Consider the following 18,122-nt stretch of genomic DNA (forward strand, 5'->3'; position numbering starts at 1 on the left):
GACTATGCCTGCGCGGCTCGATATACTCACTAAACCTGTAGCCAATATCGAGGCACCGGCCGCCGTAGGCGCGATTGCAGAAGTCAAACAGGACATCACCCCGCGACTGGCGCAACTGGTCACAGGCCAGCTACTTAAGGGTGAAGTACTATCAAAACTGATGGATGGCAGTTTTACCGTAAGAGTAGCGGGTATAACAGCAAAAATGTTGTTGCCCGAAGGCAGTAAGACCGGGGATCAAATCCCCCTGCGTCTGATCGGTACTGAGCCACGCCCTACCTTTTTGCTGGAAAGCGATGCGGATGTCCATCAACTCCCCACTAACGCACCACAGTTACTGACACCAGGCCCGGGCAAACCCGGATTGCCATCTCCATCGCAGAATTATGCTGCGCCACAGACCACAGAGGCTGGCAAGGCAACACCTTTACCAGGCACTGCGGGTAACAACACCCCTGCGGTCATTGCCGAAACACCTCACGAAGCAGATGCATCGGCAGTAGTTACGCTGTACGGCAACAAAAGCTTGCCACAAACCGGCAATGCCCTCCTGGACAAGGCGCTGGCACCAGCACTGCAGCAGTTGGCGACATCAAAAACCAGCGAAATCGTCAGCAAATCGCCGCTGCTCAATACCAATGTTGTTGACACCACGCCAGACCATCTGAGCAGCGCACCGACGTCATTAAGCAACACCGGGAAAATGATTGACCAAATTTTACAAACCGGACGTCAGACCGGCACGAAAACCAGTATCAACAGCGAAGTACCCATTCTTGCCAGTCCTTCAGAATTAAAAGACGGCATAAGGACCGCGACCAAGCTGCAAAATCAAATCAGCACCAGCGGCCTGTTCTATGAATCCCACGTCGCAGAATGGGCGCAAGGCAAACGGGATATCGCCGACATCCGCAGTGAACCGCAATCCCAGCTCGGCTTATCGAAAGCGGCAGACAGCTTGCAGGCCAGCAATACCACGTCCATCAATAAGGAAATGGGCCAAATTATTCACCAACAGCTCAATGTCCTGGAACAAAACGTTGTACGATGGCAGGGTGAGCTTTTTCCTGGTCGGAAAATTGACTGGGAAATCAGAAAAGAAAACGAGCAGGCACGGCATACGCAGGCAGGCAGTGAAGACAGCAGTTGGCAATCGGTCGTCAGTTTTGATCTTCCCACACTGGGAAAGGTAACGGCAACCATCAACCTGCAATCGAATACCGTTGGTTTGTCGCTGCGTGCCACGCAGGGTGACACGGTAGCCGCTTTAAAAAGCCATGCCAGCGAGCTAGCCTCTGCATTGCAAATGGCCGGCTCGCCGCTGATGTCTTTCGTTGTCAATCAAGATGAATGAGCCCAAACCGCAGATTCAGAATGCTGTCGCCCTTGCTTACCAGAATGGCGATGCGGCACCACGTGTGGTTGCCAAGGGTAAGGGCCTGATTGCAGAAGAAATCATTGCCCGCGCTAAAGAACATGGCGTGCACGTGCACCAATCCAAGGAATTGGTCTCGTTATTGATGAAAGTCGATCTGGACCGGGATATTCCTCCAGCTTTGTATCGCGCAGTTGCAGAACTTCTCGCTTGGCTTTACCATATTGATAAAGGAAACTCAGAAGCAATTTCGGAGACGTCAGGGCAAAAACCGGTTTGATTGCCCATTTACTGAATGTAATTATAAAAATATATGCCATCCTCACCTCCGAGCCTAGGTACAGAAAACCAGAGCCCCTTCCAGGTCGACTCCCGGAGGGAGATCATCGGCTTGTTACGCGGCTTAAGGGAAAGCAAACAATTGATCAGCATGCTGATCAACAGCGGTTCCGAAGTATTCATCACGTCCATTCTGGAAGTTGATGACACCAATAACTTAATCATTATCGACAGTGCACCAAGCCAACTGGCAAATCAACGCATTACTGAAGCACCACGGGTTTCTTTTGAAGGCTTGCTGGACAAGATCAGCATACAGTTTTCATCCGACAACCTGGAACTGATCACGTTTGAAGACCGCCCTGCTTTCCAGTTTAGTATTCCGGCAACGGTAATACGCCTGCAAAGGCGCGAGTATTATCGTATCAACACCCCGCTATCAACACCGATACGTGCCCTGGTACCGGTACAGGTGGATACCCGGCAAGAAACCCTGAAACTGTCGCTGGTTGATATCAGTTGCGGCGGCATCGCCATACTGGATGAAAGAAAAGCCATGGATAGCACCATAGGTGTTATCTATGAGCATTGCAAACTTGATCTGCCAACCATAGGATTGGTGGATGTGGTGTTGCAAGTCAGGAACTCACAGGATCTTATTTTGTTGAATGGCAAAACCAATCGCCGTCTGGGGTGTCAGTTCATCAACATGTCCAACAACGTGCTTGCCAGTGTTCAGCGTTACATCATGAAACTGGAACGTGAGCGCAATGCCAAAATGACTGGCATACGCTAGACAACAAGAGACCATCAGAAAGAACAAGGGGCAAAATTGCCCCTTTGTTTTTTTGTGCAGACACAATCAAGGCAATCAATACACAAATTGCCTGGCATAAAATACACGGGCTATATCTGCATATTCATGATGTCATGATAGGCAGACACCAGTTTGTTCCTGACCTGTACCGTGGTCTGGAAAGATATATTCGCTTTTTGCATGGAAATCATGACGTCGGACAAACTGACCTTATCATCCCCCATGGCAAATTTTTCCCCCAGCTTTTGCGAACTCGTTTGCGCCTGGTTCACGCTATCCAGCGAGGCTTTCAGCGCGTCTGCAAAATCGAGCTTGCCTGGTGGACTGACATTGTCCGCCTGATTTACCCCCAAACCCGCGCCCACACTTGCACTGGCTTCCATTCTTGCCGCAGTTGCCTTCAACTGTGCCACCATGGCTTCTATGCGACTTGCGTCAATTCCGCCGATATTCATCACATCACCTTTTTTCAGACTTCTATGACTGCTACATTAACAGTTGGCAAACAAAAGCGAAGCTGGAAAAGAGCAGGAAAACCAGTGTTTTTCCTGCCTTTGATTTTGCAAATTCAGTGGAAAATCGGTATCAAGGAAAAAACTCATCTCCGGAAGTACACGCATGCAACTCATCGACACAATTATTGGCACAAGGTAATTTATGGCAACCGCAGAAAATACCGTACTTGCCCCACCAGGCCCTGTTCTTCCGAATATCTTCGGATTACAGCAAACACCTGCCATTCGCAATATCTTGCTGGCCGTGGGTGCTGCCATCACATTGGCTATCATGGTGGGTGTATGGCTGTGGAGCCAGCAGCCGGATTACAAGGTCCTGTTTTCCAACTTCAATGACAGAGATGGCGGCGCCATCGTCGCATCCTTGCAGCAATTGAATGTGCCCTACAAATACTCCGACGGCGGCAATGCCATTCTGGTGCCTGCCAACCAGGTCCATGATGCGCGCCTGAAACTGGCGGCACAAGGCTTGCCCAAGGGTGGCAATGTCGGCTTTGAACTTATGGAAAACCAAAAACTGGGGATTTCGCAATTCCTGGAACAAGTCAATTTTCAACGCGCGCTGGAAGGCGAACTGGCACGTTCCATACAGGCAGTTTCTGCGGTGCAGACCGCACGTGTGCATCTGGCCATACCCAAATCATCGGTCTTCATCCGTGATCAGCAAAAGCCCACTGCGTCGGTTTTGCTGAATCTTTACCCCAGCCGCGTGCTGGATCAGCAACAGGTCAGCGCCATTATCCATCTGGTCGCCAGCAGTGTGCCGGAACTGTCGGCCAAGAGCGTCACCATCGTTGACCAGAATGGCAATCTACTGTCTGATCCCAGCAAACAGATGGCGAATAATAATCTTGACCCTTCGCAACTGAAGTATGTGCAGGAATATCAGCAAAACATCGTCAAACGCATAGAATCCATTATTTCGCCTATTGTCGGCTCCAGCAATGTGCGGGCTGAAGCGACGGCGGATATTGATTTTTCCAGGTCAGAACAGGCAGCTGAAAGTTATCGCCCCAACTCACCGCCGGAAGCATCCACCATCCGCAGCCAGCAAACCAGCGAGTCCTATAATAAATCTGCCAACCCCTCGGGTATACCTGGCGCATTGAGCAACCAGCCCCCCGTACCGGCGACAGCACCTATCGTTGCCAGCGCAGCCGCGACTGGTCAGGCAGGTGCAGCGAATGCCGGTTTGATGCAGAAGGACTCGACCACCAATTTTGAGGTAGACAAGACCATCAAATACACCCAGCAGCCCATGGGTGGCGTCAAACGCCTGTCGGTGGCCATCGTGGTTAATTACAGGACAGAAACTGATAAGGCAGGGAAAACCTCAACCCGCCCTCTGACGGACATAGAAAAAACACAAATTACTGATCTTGCCAGGGAAGCCATGGGCTTCAACAAAGATCGTGGTGATACCCTGAATGTGGTCAATAGTCCCTTTGCCAGCCCTGAAAAAGAAACTATAGTGGAATTACCACTGTGGAAACAGCCAGATGTCATTCAGATGGCAAAGGAATTTGGTAAATATGCACTTGCTGCACTGGTATTGGCTTACCTGTTTTTTGGTTACCTCAAACCCATGTTGTATAAGATAATGGGCAAGGACAAGGAAACACTGGAAGCGCTGGAAGCGGAAAAACAGAAAGTCCTGGAAGAAGAACAGCGCGAGGAAGAAGAAGCCGCCATCGTCAATCTTTCCAAAGAGGCTGAACAGCAGAATACGCGTCAGGGTTCCAGCTATGAAATGAATCTGGAAATGGCAAAAACCCTGGCAAAAGACGATCCAAGGATAGTCGCAAACGTTGTAAAGGCATGGGTCAGCAATGAGTGAAGACGGAGTTCAAAAAGCAGCCACCCTGATGTTGGCGCTGGGTGAAGACGGTGCGGCCGAGGTCATGAAATATCTTGGCCCGCGTGAGGTACAAAAAATCGGTGCAGCCATGGCTGCGATCGGCCCTATCCCGCATGAAGCCATTGCCAAAGTCCTGGATGACTTCAAGGCGGCGGCTGACCTCAGTTCTTCGGTCGGGCTGGATTCGGATGAATATATCCGCAACGTGCTGACCAAGGCCCTGGGCGATGACAAGGCTGCTTCGCTGTTGAACCGCATCCTGGGCGGCAAGGACGCAAGCGGTATAGAAAGCCTGAAGTGGATGGATTCCCCTTCGGTTGCCGAACTGATCAAGAACGAACATCCACAAATTATTGCCACCATCCTGGTTCATCTGGAAAGTGACCAGGCCTGTGAAATCCTGAACCAGTTTACCGAGCGTTTGCGCAATGACATCGTATTGCGTATCGCCACCCTGGATGGTATTCAGCCTACTGCCCTGCGTGAACTGAATGACGTACTCACCAAGCTCTTGACCGGCAATGAAAGCCTGAAGAAAAAATCCATAGGTGGCGTGCGCGCTGCGGCTGAAATCTTGAACTTCATGAGCGGTGAAAACGAAGCGTCCGTCATGGACAATCTCCGGAAATACGATGGCGACATGGCCGAGAAGATCATGGATGAAATGTTCGTCTTTGATAACATCCTCGAAATTGACGACAAGGGCATACAACTGCTGTTGCGTGAAGTGCAGTCTGATTCACTGATCGTGGCACTGAAGGGCGCGAATCAGGATATGCGCGAAAAAATATTCAAGAACATGTCACAACGTGCGGCTGAAATGATGCGTGAAGATCTGGAATCCAAAGGCCCGGTACGTCTGTCGGAAGTGGAAGCACAACAGAAACAGATCTTGCTGATCGTCCGTCGCCTGGCTGACGAAGGCCAGATCATGCTGGGCGCAAAAGGCGAAGACGCTTATGTCTAATCCTGTGCGTAGCGGCGATCTGACCGCCTTTCAACGCTGGGAAATGACCTCGTTTGGCGACAATCGGCCGGCACATGTCGAAGAAGTAAAGGCAGCAAGCGCGCAGGCAGCTGCCATCAGTCGCGTCGAAGCCGACAAACTGCGGGAAAGTGCGCGCCAGGAAGGTTTTGCCGCTGGTTACAAGGAAGCCTATGAACGTGGCCTGAAAGATGGCCAGGAAACGGCTTACGCAGAAACCATGGAACAGGTGCAGGTCGAAATTCATTCCCTGCAACAGATGGCGCAAGGATTTTCACAGCAATTGCAGGCGGCGTCCGGACAGATGAGTAATGAAGTGCTGGAACTGGCGATAGATCTGGCCAAAGCCATGCTGAAAATCAAATTTGACACCGAACCTGAGCTGATACTGCCCATCGTCGAAGATGCAATCAATCAGATAAGTACAGTCCAGCAACCGGCGCAGGTCTTGTTGCATCCGGATGATGCTGTCATCGTCAAAAACCATCTGGGTGAATCACTGGCTGAAAATGGCTGGCGCATTGTCTCTGACCCACATATAGAACGCGGTGGCTGCAGGCTGGAAACCCAGCACAATCTGCTGGATGCGAGTTATGCGACACGCTGGCAAAAACTCATGGACAGCATGCAGCACAATTTTGTGAACGCCGTCTAGGCAGACCGACATGATGCAAGAAGCATACATCAGCGACTGGAAAGCCAGGCTGCACAACAGCCGTGAGCAGCTATCGCATGTCAACACTACCTCGCTGTCAGGGCGTGTTACCCGTGTCACCGGCCTGGTGATGGAAGCGGTTGGCTTGCGATTGCCGGTAGGCAGCGCCTGTTCCATCCATTTGCAAAGTGGTGCAAAAATAGATGCCGAAGTGGTCGGTTTCGAAGGTGAACGCCTGTTTCTGATGCCGCATAGCGATCTGGACGGTGTTACCCCTGGTGCTCCCGTCTTTCCGGCGGAACCCGATGCACATGAAGTCGTCAATCATCCCCGCCGCCGTCCCAGCGACAGAAGCAGGCATTTACCGGTAGGCTATGAATTGCTGGGGCGTGTCCTGGATGGCAATGGTCGCCCGCTGGACACTTTGGGTCCGCTAGGCACGCATGAATCCGCCCCGCTGGGAGCGCGTATTTACAACCCGCTGGAACGCGCTCCCATCGTTGATACGCTGGACGTAGGCGTCAGGGCCATCAATAGCATGCTCAGCGTTGGCCGGGGCCAGCGCCTGGGCCTGTTCGCTGGCTCTGGCGTAGGCAAAAGCGTGCTGCTGGGCATGATGGCGCGCTACACCTCTGCCGACATCATCGTGGTTGGACTGATCGGTGAGCGTGGTCGTGAGGTCAAGGAATTCATAGAACAGATTCTGGGCACCGACGGTCTGGCCCGTTCTGTGGTCGTGGCAGCCCCGGCGGACGCCCCTCCCCTGATGCGCCTGCAAGGTGCCGCCTATGCCACTACCATCGCTGAATATTTCAGGGACCAGGGGCGCAGTGTATTGCTGATCATGGATTCTCTGACCAGATATGCCATGGCGCAAAGGGAAATTGCACTGGCCATCGGCGAACCACCAGCAACCAAGGGTTATCCACCATCTGTCTTTGCCAAACTGCCCATCCTGGTGGAACGCGCTGGTAACGGTAAAAGCGGTGGTGGTTCCATTACCGCCTTTTATACGGTACTGACCGAGGGCGACGACCAGCAAGATCCGATTGCCGATGCCGCCAGGGCAATTCTGGATGGTCATATCGTATTGAACCGCACCCTGGCAGAAAGCGGCCATTACCCTGCCATTGACATAGAACAGTCGATCAGCCGGGCCATGCACAGCATTACCACGCCAGAACATCAGCAACTATCAAGAAAACTCAAGCAATTGTATTCGCGCTATGAACGTGCCAGAGATCTCATCAGCGTCGGGGCGTATTCGCCGGGCTCGGACCCGTTACTGGATGAAGCGATCCGGTTGCAGCCAAAAATCATTGCATTCTTACAACAGGACATCACGGAAAAAAGTACCATACCAGAGAGCTTGGGGGCACTTCAGGCCCTATTCAACGGATAGAAACCTCTGATACCTACTATACTTGAATCACCATGGCACTAAAATCCCCCATTACCACACTGATCGAAATTGCAGAAAGAGAAGTGGACGACGCCGCCAAATTTCTGGGAAAGGCAATCCGCGCTCATGAAGATACAGAGAAAAAGCTCAGCTTATTGCAGCAATACCGTGATGACTATGCGCAGCGACTGCAAGATGGGGCGACAAAAGGTTTAAGTGCCGCGCAATATACGAATTTCCTGTCCTTCCTCGGCAAGCTTGATGCTGCCATTGAAGGACAAAAGCAGGTAGTCATGGATGCAGAGCACCGCATCGTCATGGCAAAAACAGAATGGCAAGCGACGGAAAAAAAGCGTCTTTCGTATAACACTTTGCAAAATCGTGCGCATAACGTGCTGCAAAAAAAAGAAGCGAAGCGCGACCAGAAGCAAACCGATGAAATGGCTGCCCGCGCCCTTTTTTACAAGCGTTAGTCAAAAATTTAACAGGTACTCCACATGCAAGCGACAACCTTACTGACTTCCCTGGATAAACAGGCTGGAAGCGCTAAATCTGCAAAAAGCACCACGTCCAGCGACGCCGGGAACAATTTCAATCAGATGCTGAATAAAGAAATTTCCAGCGTCAAAAAACCGGACAGTGACGTCAATCGCAATGTGGCAAAACCTGCGACTGCACCCAAACCCAATAACAATGCTGGCGCTACGCCCAACAATTCCAGCAGCAATGTCAATAATAACGCCAACAACAATGCCGACAAGCAGAATACCGCCGACAATGCACCCGGCACACCGGTAAAAAACAGCTCCCCTGCCGACGAGACGGATAACAGCAGTAAAGTCAGCAAAGATGATGAAAAAAACACAGCGCCCGTAGAAGACCTTAGTGCCCAGATACTGGCGCTGGTAGGCAATCTGGCGCCCGCACCAGTGACAGCCGATGCCAGCAAGGCGACTGTTATCTCCACCGATGTCGCCGCAACTGACGCCTTGGCTGCCGCAGATGCCAGTGTACTCGCCGCCAGTAATGCCGCGACCGGCACTACAGATACGACAGCTCTGGCTGGCGACAGCAAGTATGCAGAAACTGCTGACAAGCTTGCAGCAGCCATTGCGGATGCCAAGACCGCCGCCGCTGACATCAAGGCCAATAGCAAAAATCAGGTTGCCGGCGAAGCTGGCGTTAGCGCCGCCGATATCAATGCCATTGCCGCACAATTAATGGCTGGCAAAGCCACAGCCGGAACCAAGGCAACAGACAAGACCGTCACCAATACCACAGTCAGTAATGCCATAGACAACAAACTCGCAGGCAGCAATACCACGCTGGTGGCCACTCCCGCACTGACGCCAGCACCCAAAGATACTACAGTCAAAACTGATGGCGCAGCACTGACAGACGCAAGCAAAACAGAAGTCACCACCAGCGACCTCGCGCTGGGTAGCAAAGCTTCTGACAAAGCAGCCAGTGCCACCACTGCGATTGCGGCCGATACGGCTAAAAGCTTCGCCAGTGATGTAGCACAAGCGCGTGAGGTGATTGCGGACAAGCTGGCCGAAATCAAGCCAGCTGAAAGCAGCAAGGAAACACCACAGGTCATTGCTCCAGCACCGATTGCCACACAAGCCGTCAGCAATAGCCAAGCCAATGCCGCAACCGCCATGGCAATAGACCATATCAGCCCACGCGTCGGCAACCCAGGCTGGGATAAGGCGGTTAGTCAAAAAGTGGTATGGATGGTTGGCGAAGCCATGCAATCTGCCGAACTGACACTGAACCCGCCCGACCTTGGCCCGCTGCAAGTCGTGCTGAAAGTCAGCAATGACCAGGCCAATGCCAGCTTTACCGCTGCCCAGCCTGAAGTCCGGGAAGCACTGGAAGCAGCCCTGCCCCGCTTACGTCAGATGCTCAGCGATGCTGGCGTGCAACTGACAGGTTTCTCGGTCAATTCACAGGCCGCAGGTGCAGGTCAAGGACAAAACTTTGCCCAGCAACAAGCCAGGAACACAGGCACATCCCGCCTTGGCAATGACATCGGTGACAATACAACGGTAGCCGCAACCAGCAGCCAGCCTAAAGTCAGGGTCAGCAATGGCGTCGTCGATACCTTCGCCTGATCCGGATTAGAAAGGTCTGCGCCGTACATCTGCCTGCCGGGCCAGACTGTGCCTGCAGGCTTGTCTCAGCTGGCTCTGGCAACACGACGCGCAAACACAGCCCGCAGACAAAGCCCACACCAGAAGCTTGCCCCGGCAAGCTTCTTCATTGATGAATATCACTTAAATTCACCATCTGCTTCGGTTTCACTGAGGGGTGTCTGGAAAAAAACACCCACATGCATGTAGAATGATTGCCAAAGGCTATATCCATGAAGCTTGCGGTCCCGGACCGCAACTGACAGTGAATGCATGCCCCCCCCTTTCATCGCGCAAATGACAGAGCTAAGCTGCAATACACCTTCTTTTTCTTGGATATTAAAAGCCCCGGATAAACGATAATACGTATAAATCATGGCAATAAATGCCCATCGAGAGGAAAACCATGGCGAAAGCACCAGCAAAAGCAGCGACTGACACAGGTGATGCCGCACCAGCGGGCAAATCCAAAAAGAAACTCCTTATCATGATCGCCGCAGCCGTCTTTCTACTGGTGGCAGTGGGTGGAGGAGCAGCTGTTTTCCTGTCAAAAAAAGGGGCTGCCAATAAAGAAAAAGAACACAAGGCTGAACCTGCAAAAGCACCGGTATTCCTGGCACTGGAACCGTTTACCGTCAACCTGCAATCTGACGGCGGTGACAAATACCTGCAAATCAGCATGACGCTGCAAGTACAGGATGAAGAACAGGTCAATCTGATCAAGGCGAATATGCCGCAAATACGCAGCCGCCTGCTGTTACTGCTGTCGAGCAAGGATGCTACCGAAATCTTGTCCGCTGAAGGCAAGGAAAAACTGGTCAATGAAATCATTGAGAAAGTCAGCCAGCCGTTTACAGCCAAAGGCGAGCCACAAAAAGTGAGTGGCGTTTTCTTTACTTCTTTCGTCGTTCAATAAGCCATGTCAGATAATTTTCTCTCCCAGGAAGAAGTTGATGCCCTTTTAAAGGGCGTCACGGGAGATCAGGACGACTCGCAATCACTGGAGGATACCTCCGGTGTCCGGCCCTACAATCTTGCCACACAAGAGCGTATCGTCCGTGGTCGCATGCCGACGCTGGAAATTATCAACGAACGTTTTGCCCGCCTGCTGCGCATAGGCCTGTTTAATTTCCTGCGCCGCAGTGCTGAAGTATCGGTGGGTACCGTCAGGGTATCCAAGTACAGTGAATTCATCCGTAACCTGGTGGTACCGACCAATCTGAATCTGGTCCACATGAAGCCCCTGCGCGGTACCTCGCTGATTGTGCTTGATCCGGGCCTGGTGTTTTTGCTGGTAGATAATCTGTTTGGTGGCGATGGCCGCTTCCACACCCGTGTGGAAGGTCGAGACTTCACCCAGACTGAACAGCGTATCATCCACCGCATACTGGAAATCATTTTTGAAACCTATTCCAAATCATGGGAACCGGTCTATCCCATTGAGTTTGAATACATACGTTCAGAAATGAACACCCAGTTCGCCAATATCGCAACCCCGAATGAAGTCGTGGTCTCCACGACCTTCACGATAGAACTGGGGCCGGTCAGTGGCGAGATGCATCTGTGCATGCCCTACTCCACCATAGAACCCATACGCGACATTTTGACCAGTAGTTTGCAAGGTGAAACGCTGGAAGTGGACAAGCGCTGGGTGCGTCTGATGACGCAGCAGATACAAATTGCAGAAGTAGAGATCGTTGCTGACCTGGGTACAACCCGTGTCACCCTGGGTGATATCCTGAATATGAAAGAAGGCGACGTGATCCCTTTGTCCATTCCGGAAATCATTTCAGCCAAGGTCGATGGCACGCCTGTGATGGAGTGCAAATATGGAGTATTTAACGGACAGTATGCTTTACGCGTTGAGAAACTGATCAGTTCCAGCGTACAGGAAGTAGCACAAGGAGAGAACCATGGATGATAACGGCGACGCACCAATCAGTGAAGATGATTGGGGTGCTGCAATTGCAGAACAGGAAAAAGCAGAAGCTGCGGCAGCAGAAAAGAGCGAGCCACAGCCTACTGCAGCCATTTTCAAGGAATTTAGCGGGAAAAGCCAGGCACCGGAAACCCATAATGACATCGACTTCATTCTGGATATACCGGTACAGCTGACCGTGGAATTGGGCAGGACCAAAATCGCCATCAAGAACCTGCTGCAACTGGCACAGGGTTCGGTGGTGGAGCTCGATGGTCTGGCCGGTGAACCTATGGATGTACTGGTCAATGGCTGTCTGATTGCTCAGGGCGAGGTGGTGGTAGTGAATGACAAGTTTGGTATACGCCTGACCGATATCGTCACGCCTGCCGAGCGCATACGCAAACTGAACAAATGAAGTATTCCCCACGTTTTTATGCAGTACTGGCGACGGCAACATGGTCTGGCAGTGTTCTGGCGGCAGATACCCCTGCCGTATCGCCCAGTGGTGGGCTGCTGCAGATCATCATGGCCCTGCTGCTGGTACTGGCACTGGTGGTAGCCGCTGCATGGGTCATGAAGCGCCTGGGCCCCATACAGGGTGGCAACAAGATCCAGGTCAAAATTATTGGTGGCATCAATGTTGGCAACCGCGAACGCGTGATGGTGGTGGAAGTGGCTGATCAATGGCTGATCCTGGGTGTCACCGCCAACAATATCAACAATCTGGGCAGCATGCCAAAACAGGAAGAGTTGTTATTACAGGCGGCACAGGCACAAACCAATGATCCATTTTCTGCATGGCTGAAACGCACGCTGGATAAACGTTCTACCGAACGATCTGACAACAAGTAATTACATCTGCATGAAAACTTTGCGCTCTTCCCTGCCATTGGTCTGGCTTGCCATTTTTCTGAGTGGCCTGCTGTTGCCTGAACTGGCTTTTTCACAAACGACAGGTGGCTTGCCAGCCATTACGACGACGCCTGCTGCCGGTGGCGGCCAGAATTATTCGCTTAGTATTCAGACCCTGTTGTTCCTGACGGCGCTCAGTTTTATCCCGGCAGCATTGCTGATGATGACCAGTTTCACCCGCATCATCATCGTACTTTCCTTGCTGCGGCAGGCCCTGGGTACGCAGTCGGCGCCTCCCAACCAGGTAATGGTCGGGCTGTCACTGTTTTTAACCCTGTTTGTCATGGGGCCGGTGTTTGACAAAATCTATGCCGAAGCCTACGTACCGTTCACTGAAAACAAGATCACCATGCAGGCAGCGATGGATAAAGGTGCCACACCGCTGAAGCAATTCATGATGAAGCAGACCAGACAGTCAGACCTGGCGCTGTATGTCAAGTTGTCGAACACCCCGCAATTGCAGGGTCCTGAAGATGTACCGCTGCGTATCCTGATACCGGCCTTCATCACCAGTGAATTGAAAACCGCTTTTCAAATCAGCTTTGCCATTTTCATTCCCTTCCTGATCATCGATATGGTGGTCGCCAGTGTGCTCATGTCCATGGGTATGATGATGGTGTCGCCTGCAATTGTCTCCCTGCCCTTCAAGCTGATGTTGTTTGTTCTGGTGGACGGCTGGCAATTATTGATAGGCTCACTCGCACAAAGTTTTTATTAAGGCTTCATCAAGGCTAATTATGACCCCGGATAGCGTAATGACACTCGGCCGCCAGGCCATGGAAGTAACCCTGATGGTTTCCGCCCCTTTACTGCTGGTTGCACTGGGCATAGGTTTGATCGTCAGTATTTTTCAGGCGGCCACCCAGATCAATGAAACCACACTGTCTTTCATTCCCAAGCTGGTGGGTATCTTTGTCACCCTGATTATCGCCGGCCCCTGGATGTTGACTGTGCTGACGGATTACATGCGCCAGATGTTCACCAGTATCGCAACCATGGCAGGATAGGTGCAGCCACCCACTGGCGGCTGACATGTCACATCCATGATTTCCTTCTCCAGCAATGAACTGATCGCACTGATCAATTCCTTTATCTGGCCGCTGACCAGGATACTGGGCATGATTGCGGTTGCGCCCCCCTTCGGCAACAATACCGTCCCGGTACAGATCAAGCTGGCGCTGGGTATCGTGCTGTCACTCATCGTTGCCCCTACCCTGCCCGCCATGCCTGCACTGGATCCAGTATCACTGAATGGCATACTCGTTCTGTCACAGCAACTGATCATAGGCATAGGCATGGGCTTTGTCATGCGCGTGGTATTTTCTGCCATAGAAATGGCGGGCGAGGTGGCAGGTCTGACCATGGGTCTGGGTTTTGCCACCTTCTTTGATCCGCAGACGCAAGGGCGTTCCTCGGCAATTGCGCAGTTTCTGGTGTTGACTGCCACCCTGCTGATGCTGACTGCGAATGTGCACTTGTCCATGCTCGCCACACTGGTTGAAAGCTTCCAGACCATACCGATTTCAACCACCTTTCAGACCGGGCTGAACTATCAGAAAATGGCGCTATGGGGCGAACAGATTTTCAGTGTGGGCATGCATTTATCGTTACCCATCGTGGCAGCCTTGCTGGTTACCAACGTGGCACTGGGTATCCTGACACGTGCCGCCCCTCAACTGAATTTATTTGGTATCGGCTTCCCGATTACTATAGGTGTCGGCTTTTTGATGTTGGCGCTGATCATGCCGTATTTACTTTTGCCATTGGAAAACCTGTTTCAGCAAGGCATAGAAGCCATGCAGGCTATGGGGCAGCCGAATATTCAGCCACCAAAACCATTACCCCTGCCATCAGCCATACCACCAAGATAAGTCATTATGCAAACCATGGGCAATCAGGATAGCGTATATCGGGTATACAGCGTGGCAGAAATTCGCGCCATAGAAACCGATGCGCTGGCCATGCAGGCAGATGCTGGCAATGCAGACACGATGTCACTGATGCAGAAAGCCGGGCTGGCAGCGGCCCACCTGGCTGCTGAACTGCTCACGCAAGCGCATGCAAAAATCCTGGTACTGGCAGGCCCTGGCAACAATGGCGGTGATGCCTTCGAGGTCGCTGCCCTCTTATCGGCACAGGGCCATGTCGTACATGTACTGCAATGCGGCGAAACGGCAAATTATTCCAGCGACGCCCTGTCCAGCCGGCACAAAGCACAGGCACAGCATGTGCAATTTATCGATACCGCCATTCTGGCGACATTGCCCGCTGACTGGGCACTGATCATTGACGGCCTGTTTGGCATAGGTTTGAAACAGGCACCAGAAGGCAGCATCGCCAGTCTGATCAGGGATATCAACAAGCTTGCAGCGGAGCTTGCAATACCCTTACTGGCACTGGATGTACCCAGCGGCCTGAATGCCGATACCGGACAAGTCACAGGTGCTGATGGCATCGCTGTTTGTGCAACGCATACCATCAGCTTCATCGGCAACAAGACAGGCCTGCATACCGGTGCAGGGCGAGATTATGCTGGCGAGGTCAGCGTGGCGACACTGGATATTCCGGCAAATTTTTTCCCGCCCGGCAAAGCCCGTCTGAATACGGCTGCATCACTGAAAGGCATACTGCAGCCACGCAAACAAAACAGCCACAAAGGCAGCTATGGCGATGTCATCATCATAGGAGGTGCCAGCGGCATGGTGGGCGCTGCCATCCTTGCTGCCAGGGCAGCGCAATTTTCGGGCGCCGGACGCATTTATTGTGGCATTCCTGGCGTAATCCCTTTGGCGCCAAGTTATGACAGCCTGCATCCGGAAATCATGTTTCGCTCGCCTGAAGACATGGACTTTCATAATCACCATGTCGTCATCGGCCCTGGCCTGGGTACGTCAGCATCAGTGCAGGCATTGCTGACCAAGGCAATCAAGTCAGCAAAGACATTGGTGGTGGATGCAGATGCACTGAACCTGATCGCCGCAGACGCAGCACTTGCTCATCTATTGGCAGCAAGAACTGCCGCCAGTGTGCTTACCCCGCATCCACTGGAAGCAGCCCGCCTGTTGCAACAAGGCGTGGCAGAAGTACAGGCAGACCGCTTGCTTGCAGCGCGCAAACTGGCGCAGCAGTTGAATACCGTTGTGGTACTGAAAGGGTCTGGCAGCATCATTTGCGAAGCAAATGGGGATTTGTCCATTAACACGACCGGCAATCCGGCGCTGGCCAGCGGCGGCACTGGTGATGTATTGGCTGGCGTTACCGGCGCTTTACTGGCACAAGGCTGCACTGCCGCTGAGGCAGCAAGAATTGCTGTCTGGGCACATGCTTATGCGGCAGATGAACTGGTGGCGCAAGGAGTCGGCCCCATAGGACTGACTGCCAGTGAATTGCTGCCTGTTATCAGGCAAAACCTGAACCTGCTGACAAAGCGCTGATCACTAGTGGACTGTAACAGCTGAAAACAGAGTGCCTTCCGCTTGCGCGACGACCATGACTGCGTTGCAAATGCTCGCGATAGTTCACTATCGCTGTGCATAAGTGTCAACCTTGCCTTGCCCTGATCGCCGGGCAAACATCTTTCACTTCTGTTTTAACTGTTACAGTCCACTAGCGCGATCATGCATGATTATGCCTAATCTTCAGCGACATCAAACCTGATCAGTCGACCAGGCTATTGATCTGTTCAGGATTCAGTTTCTCAGCTTTTTGCGCGGCGTCACAAACAATACCTGCACCCGACAGCGCAGCGGACAGTTTTTCTATCTGTTCCTGCTGTGAAGCGGCATGATCTATCAGCTTGTGCAAGACCTTGGAAATAGGATCATCGCTATTCTGCGTCACGCCATAGGCAGTAAATAGTTGTGCTGCCTCGGAATCGGCGGACGCCACTTCTCTCTTGATGATATGTGCCGGATTGCCTACCGCCGTTGCGCCGGCAGGTACTGGCTTCAACACCACGGAATTGGAGCCTATCTTGGCACCCGCACCTATGGTAAAACCACCCAGTACCTTGGCACCGGCGCCAACAATGACACCTGCCTCCAGCGTAGGATGACGCTTGGCACCTCTGGACAAAGAAGTACCGCCCAGTGTCACCCCCTGGTAAATCGTGCAATCGTCGCCGATTTCAGCCGTTTCACCTATCACCACACCAAAGCCATGGTCGATAAATACCCTGCGCCCCAGCTGCGCGCCCGGGTGTATCTCTATGCCGGTCAATACCCTGGCGACATGGGAAATAAAACGCCCCAGCCACTTCATGCCACGCGTCCAGCACCATTGCGCCCATCCATGCATGAGAATTGCCTGAAAACCAGGATAACAAGTAATCACCTCCCACGCATTGCGTGCTGCGGGATCTTTCTTGATGATACTTGCAATATCTTCTCTTAAGCGGCTAAACATGGAATTTGAAAATGTTCTGGCGGGAGATAGATAGTAGCGTATTTCACAAGGCCCTGTGGAGAGCCCCTAATGCCCGCCGGGGAATGGCGGGCGGCGAACTAAGCTTTACAGCGTCAGCTTTTTACCAGACGCTGACGACGTGCTTCATACAGACAAACACCAGAAGCCACCGACACGTTCAGGCTTTCGACAGAACCGAACATGGGTACGCTGACCAGCACATCGCAGGTTTCACGGGTCAGGCGACGCATGCCCTCGCCTTCAGAGCCCATGATGATGGCGCTGCCGGTTTTGAAGTCAACGTCATAGATATTCTTTTCGACTTCATCCGTCGTACCGACCAGCCAGATATCACGCTCTTTCAGCTCACGCAAGGTGCGGGCCAGATTGGTCACGGTAATATACGGGACGGTTTCGGCCGCACCGCTGGCGACTTTGGCTGCTGTGGCATTCAAACCCACGGCCCTGTCCTTGGGGGCGATCACCGCATGCGCACCGGCACCGTCAGCAACACGCAGGCAGGCACCCAGGTTGTGTGGATCGGTAATGCCATCAAGTACCAGCAACAAAGGTGGGCCATCGATTGCATCCAGCAATTCATCCAGATTGCGTGCCAGTGACAGTTCACTGGCTTTCGCTACAACGCCCTGGTGACGGCGGGTACCGACGATATTGCTGAGACGCTGGTCATCTGTCAGGATAATGCGCACACCGGCAGCTTTTGCTGTACTCAGCAAATCCTGCATACGTCTGTCCACACGGGCGGAATCGACGTAAATTTCGTCGACGGAAGAGGCTTCGTGGCGGATACGTGAAGTCACCGCGTGGAAGCCAAATATCATTTTACTTTTCATCTTGTTCTTT

The 18,122-nt window shown here is 52.5% G+C and carries 20 protein-coding genes; 17 read left to right on the top strand and 3 right to left on the bottom strand.

The features are described 5' to 3' along the window. The first annotated feature begins 4 nt into the window (after window positions 1-4). From fliK to H8L32_RS07710, 3 genes are read left to right on the top strand one after another with little or no spacing between them, the layout of a single operon-like run. The gene (fliK, locus tag H8L32_RS07700; RefSeq protein ID WP_186946577.1) at window positions 5-1,354 is read left to right on the top strand and encodes a flagellar hook-length control protein FliK; all 1,350 of its coding nucleotides are present in this window, start codon (window positions 5-7) and stop codon (window positions 1,352-1,354) included. Further along, on the top strand, window positions 1,347-1,655 hold the full coding sequence (locus tag H8L32_RS07705) for an EscU/YscU/HrcU family type III secretion system export apparatus switch protein (protein WP_186946578.1): 309 nt from the start codon (window positions 1,347-1,349) through the stop codon (window positions 1,653-1,655). The genes fliK and H8L32_RS07705 overlap by 8 nt, the downstream gene beginning before the upstream one ends. Window positions 1,656-1,688: 33 nt before the next feature. After that, window positions 1,689-2,450, top strand: coding sequence for a flagellar brake protein (locus tag H8L32_RS07710; RefSeq protein WP_186946579.1), 762 nt, complete (start codon window positions 1,689-1,691; stop codon window positions 2,448-2,450). 110 nt (window positions 2,451-2,560) lie between these two features. Here the strand turns inward: H8L32_RS07710 and fliE are convergent, their stop codons facing one another. Beyond that, complete coding sequence (fliE, locus tag H8L32_RS07715) at window positions 2,561-2,926, bottom strand: flagellar hook-basal body complex protein FliE (RefSeq protein WP_186946580.1); 366 nt, start codon at window positions 2,924-2,926, stop codon at window positions 2,561-2,563. A gap of 202 nt (window positions 2,927-3,128) precedes the next feature. Here fliE and fliF point away from each other — a divergent pair, with 202 nt between their 5' ends. The 14 genes from fliF (at window position 3,129) to H8L32_RS07785 (ending at window position 16,288) form a co-directional block, all read left to right on the top strand. Beyond that, a complete protein-coding gene (fliF, locus tag H8L32_RS07720) occupies window positions 3,129-4,823 on the top strand; it encodes a flagellar basal-body MS-ring/collar protein FliF (protein WP_186946581.1) in 1,695 nt (564 codons plus the stop codon). Beyond that, on the top strand, window positions 4,816-5,811 hold the full coding sequence (fliG, locus tag H8L32_RS07725; protein ID WP_186946582.1) for a flagellar motor switch protein FliG: 996 nt from the start codon (window positions 4,816-4,818) through the stop codon (window positions 5,809-5,811). The genes fliF and fliG overlap by 8 nt, the downstream gene beginning before the upstream one ends. After that, window positions 5,804-6,484: a flagellar assembly protein FliH gene (locus H8L32_RS07730; protein ID WP_186946583.1), complete on the top strand. Its 681-nt coding sequence runs from the start codon at window positions 5,804-5,806 to the stop codon at window positions 6,482-6,484. Before fliG ends, H8L32_RS07730 begins: the two co-directional genes overlap by 8 nt. A gap of 13 nt (window positions 6,485-6,497) precedes the next feature. Next, entirely contained in the window at window positions 6,498-7,886 is a 1,389-nt protein-coding gene (gene fliI, locus H8L32_RS07735) for a flagellar protein export ATPase FliI (protein WP_186946584.1), read from the top strand. A gap of 32 nt (window positions 7,887-7,918) precedes the next feature. Further along, on the top strand, window positions 7,919-8,359 hold the full coding sequence (gene fliJ / locus H8L32_RS07740; protein WP_186946585.1) for a flagellar export protein FliJ: 441 nt from the start codon (window positions 7,919-7,921) through the stop codon (window positions 8,357-8,359). A gap of 24 nt (window positions 8,360-8,383) precedes the next feature. After that, the gene (locus H8L32_RS07745) at window positions 8,384-10,003 is read left to right on the top strand and encodes a flagellar hook-length control protein FliK (protein ID WP_186946586.1); all 1,620 of its coding nucleotides are present in this window, start codon (window positions 8,384-8,386) and stop codon (window positions 10,001-10,003) included. A 424-nt stretch (window positions 10,004-10,427) separates the two neighbouring features. After that, the gene (fliL, locus tag H8L32_RS07750) at window positions 10,428-10,937 is read left to right on the top strand and encodes a flagellar basal body-associated protein FliL (protein ID WP_186946587.1); all 510 of its coding nucleotides are present in this window, start codon (window positions 10,428-10,430) and stop codon (window positions 10,935-10,937) included. A 3-nt stretch (window positions 10,938-10,940) separates the two neighbouring features. Then, a complete protein-coding gene (gene fliM / locus H8L32_RS07755; protein ID WP_186946588.1) occupies window positions 10,941-11,942 on the top strand; it encodes a flagellar motor switch protein FliM in 1,002 nt (333 codons plus the stop codon). After that, window positions 11,935-12,357 carry a flagellar motor switch protein FliN gene (gene fliN / locus H8L32_RS07760; RefSeq protein WP_186946589.1) on the top strand — a complete coding sequence of 141 codons (423 nt, stop codon included), beginning with the start codon at window positions 11,935-11,937 and terminating at the stop codon, window positions 12,355-12,357. Before fliM ends, fliN begins: the two co-directional genes overlap by 8 nt. Next, window positions 12,354-12,794, top strand: coding sequence for a flagellar biosynthetic protein FliO (fliO, locus tag H8L32_RS07765; protein WP_186946590.1), 441 nt, complete (start codon window positions 12,354-12,356; stop codon window positions 12,792-12,794). The genes fliN and fliO overlap by 4 nt, the downstream gene beginning before the upstream one ends. 10 nt (window positions 12,795-12,804) lie before the next feature. Then, a complete protein-coding gene (gene fliP / locus H8L32_RS07770) occupies window positions 12,805-13,572 on the top strand; it encodes a flagellar type III secretion system pore protein FliP (RefSeq protein WP_186946591.1) in 768 nt (255 codons plus the stop codon). 19 nt (window positions 13,573-13,591) lie between these two features. Further along, complete coding sequence (fliQ, locus tag H8L32_RS07775) at window positions 13,592-13,861, top strand: flagellar biosynthesis protein FliQ (RefSeq protein ID WP_186946592.1); 270 nt, start codon at window positions 13,592-13,594, stop codon at window positions 13,859-13,861. A 36-nt stretch (window positions 13,862-13,897) separates the two neighbouring features. Continuing rightward, window positions 13,898-14,725, top strand: a complete 828-nt coding sequence (gene fliR, locus H8L32_RS07780; RefSeq protein WP_186946593.1) for a flagellar biosynthetic protein FliR — start codon at window positions 13,898-13,900, stop codon at window positions 14,723-14,725. 6 nt (window positions 14,726-14,731) lie between these two features. Continuing rightward, window positions 14,732-16,288 (top strand): NAD(P)H-hydrate dehydratase, encoded by a 1,557-nt coding sequence (locus tag H8L32_RS07785; protein ID WP_230412110.1) that lies wholly within the window; start codon window positions 14,732-14,734, stop codon window positions 16,286-16,288. 223 nt (window positions 16,289-16,511) lie between these two features. Here the strand turns inward: H8L32_RS07785 and cysE are convergent, their stop codons facing one another. Together cysE and rlmB are read right to left on the bottom strand one after the other, a co-directional pair. Next, window positions 16,512-17,258 (bottom strand): serine O-acetyltransferase, encoded by a 747-nt coding sequence (gene cysE / locus H8L32_RS07790; RefSeq protein ID WP_186946594.1) that lies wholly within the window; start codon window positions 17,256-17,258, stop codon window positions 16,512-16,514. Window positions 17,259-17,371: 113 nt separating this feature from the next. Further along, a complete protein-coding gene (rlmB, locus tag H8L32_RS07795) occupies window positions 17,372-18,112 on the bottom strand; it encodes a 23S rRNA (guanosine(2251)-2'-O)-methyltransferase RlmB (RefSeq protein ID WP_186946595.1) in 741 nt (246 codons plus the stop codon). Between the last annotated feature and the right edge of the window lie 10 nt (window positions 18,113-18,122).

It is taken from the genome of Undibacterium hunanense, from assembly GCF_014284335.1.
Classification (GTDB): domain Bacteria; phylum Pseudomonadota; class Gammaproteobacteria; order Burkholderiales; family Burkholderiaceae_D; genus Undibacterium; species Undibacterium hunanense.

Coding starts and splice junctions, on each gene's coding strand:
- fliK (WP_186946577.1), top strand. CDS start 5: ATGCCTGCGCGGCTCGATATACTCACTAAACCTGTAGCCAATATCGAG.
- H8L32_RS07705 (WP_186946578.1), top strand. CDS start 1,347: ATGAATGAGCCCAAACCGCAGATTCAGAATGCTGTCGCCCTTGCTTAC.
- H8L32_RS07710 (WP_186946579.1), top strand. CDS start 1,689: ATGCCATCCTCACCTCCGAGCCTAGGTACAGAAAACCAGAGCCCCTTC.
- fliE (WP_186946580.1), bottom strand. CDS start 2,926: ATGAATATCGGCGGAATTGACGCAAGTCGCATAGAAGCCATGGTGGCA.
- fliF (WP_186946581.1), top strand. CDS start 3,129: ATGGCAACCGCAGAAAATACCGTACTTGCCCCACCAGGCCCTGTTCTT.
- fliG (WP_186946582.1), top strand. CDS start 4,816: ATGAGTGAAGACGGAGTTCAAAAAGCAGCCACCCTGATGTTGGCGCTG.
- H8L32_RS07730 (WP_186946583.1), top strand. CDS start 5,804: ATGTCTAATCCTGTGCGTAGCGGCGATCTGACCGCCTTTCAACGCTGG.
- fliI (WP_186946584.1), top strand. CDS start 6,498: ATGCAAGAAGCATACATCAGCGACTGGAAAGCCAGGCTGCACAACAGC.
- fliJ (WP_186946585.1), top strand. CDS start 7,919: ATGGCACTAAAATCCCCCATTACCACACTGATCGAAATTGCAGAAAGA.
- H8L32_RS07745 (WP_186946586.1), top strand. CDS start 8,384: ATGCAAGCGACAACCTTACTGACTTCCCTGGATAAACAGGCTGGAAGC.
- fliL (WP_186946587.1), top strand. CDS start 10,428: ATGGCGAAAGCACCAGCAAAAGCAGCGACTGACACAGGTGATGCCGCA.
- fliM (WP_186946588.1), top strand. CDS start 10,941: ATGTCAGATAATTTTCTCTCCCAGGAAGAAGTTGATGCCCTTTTAAAG.
- fliN (WP_186946589.1), top strand. CDS start 11,935: ATGGATGATAACGGCGACGCACCAATCAGTGAAGATGATTGGGGTGCT.
- fliO (WP_186946590.1), top strand. CDS start 12,354: ATGAAGTATTCCCCACGTTTTTATGCAGTACTGGCGACGGCAACATGG.
- fliP (WP_186946591.1), top strand. CDS start 12,805: ATGAAAACTTTGCGCTCTTCCCTGCCATTGGTCTGGCTTGCCATTTTT.
- fliQ (WP_186946592.1), top strand. CDS start 13,592: ATGACCCCGGATAGCGTAATGACACTCGGCCGCCAGGCCATGGAAGTA.
- fliR (WP_186946593.1), top strand. CDS start 13,898: ATGATTTCCTTCTCCAGCAATGAACTGATCGCACTGATCAATTCCTTT.
- H8L32_RS07785 (WP_230412110.1), top strand. CDS start 14,732: ATGCAAACCATGGGCAATCAGGATAGCGTATATCGGGTATACAGCGTG.
- cysE (WP_186946594.1), bottom strand. CDS start 17,258: ATGTTTAGCCGCTTAAGAGAAGATATTGCAAGTATCATCAAGAAAGAT.
- rlmB (WP_186946595.1), bottom strand. CDS start 18,112: ATGAAAAGTAAAATGATATTTGGCTTCCACGCGGTGACTTCACGTATC.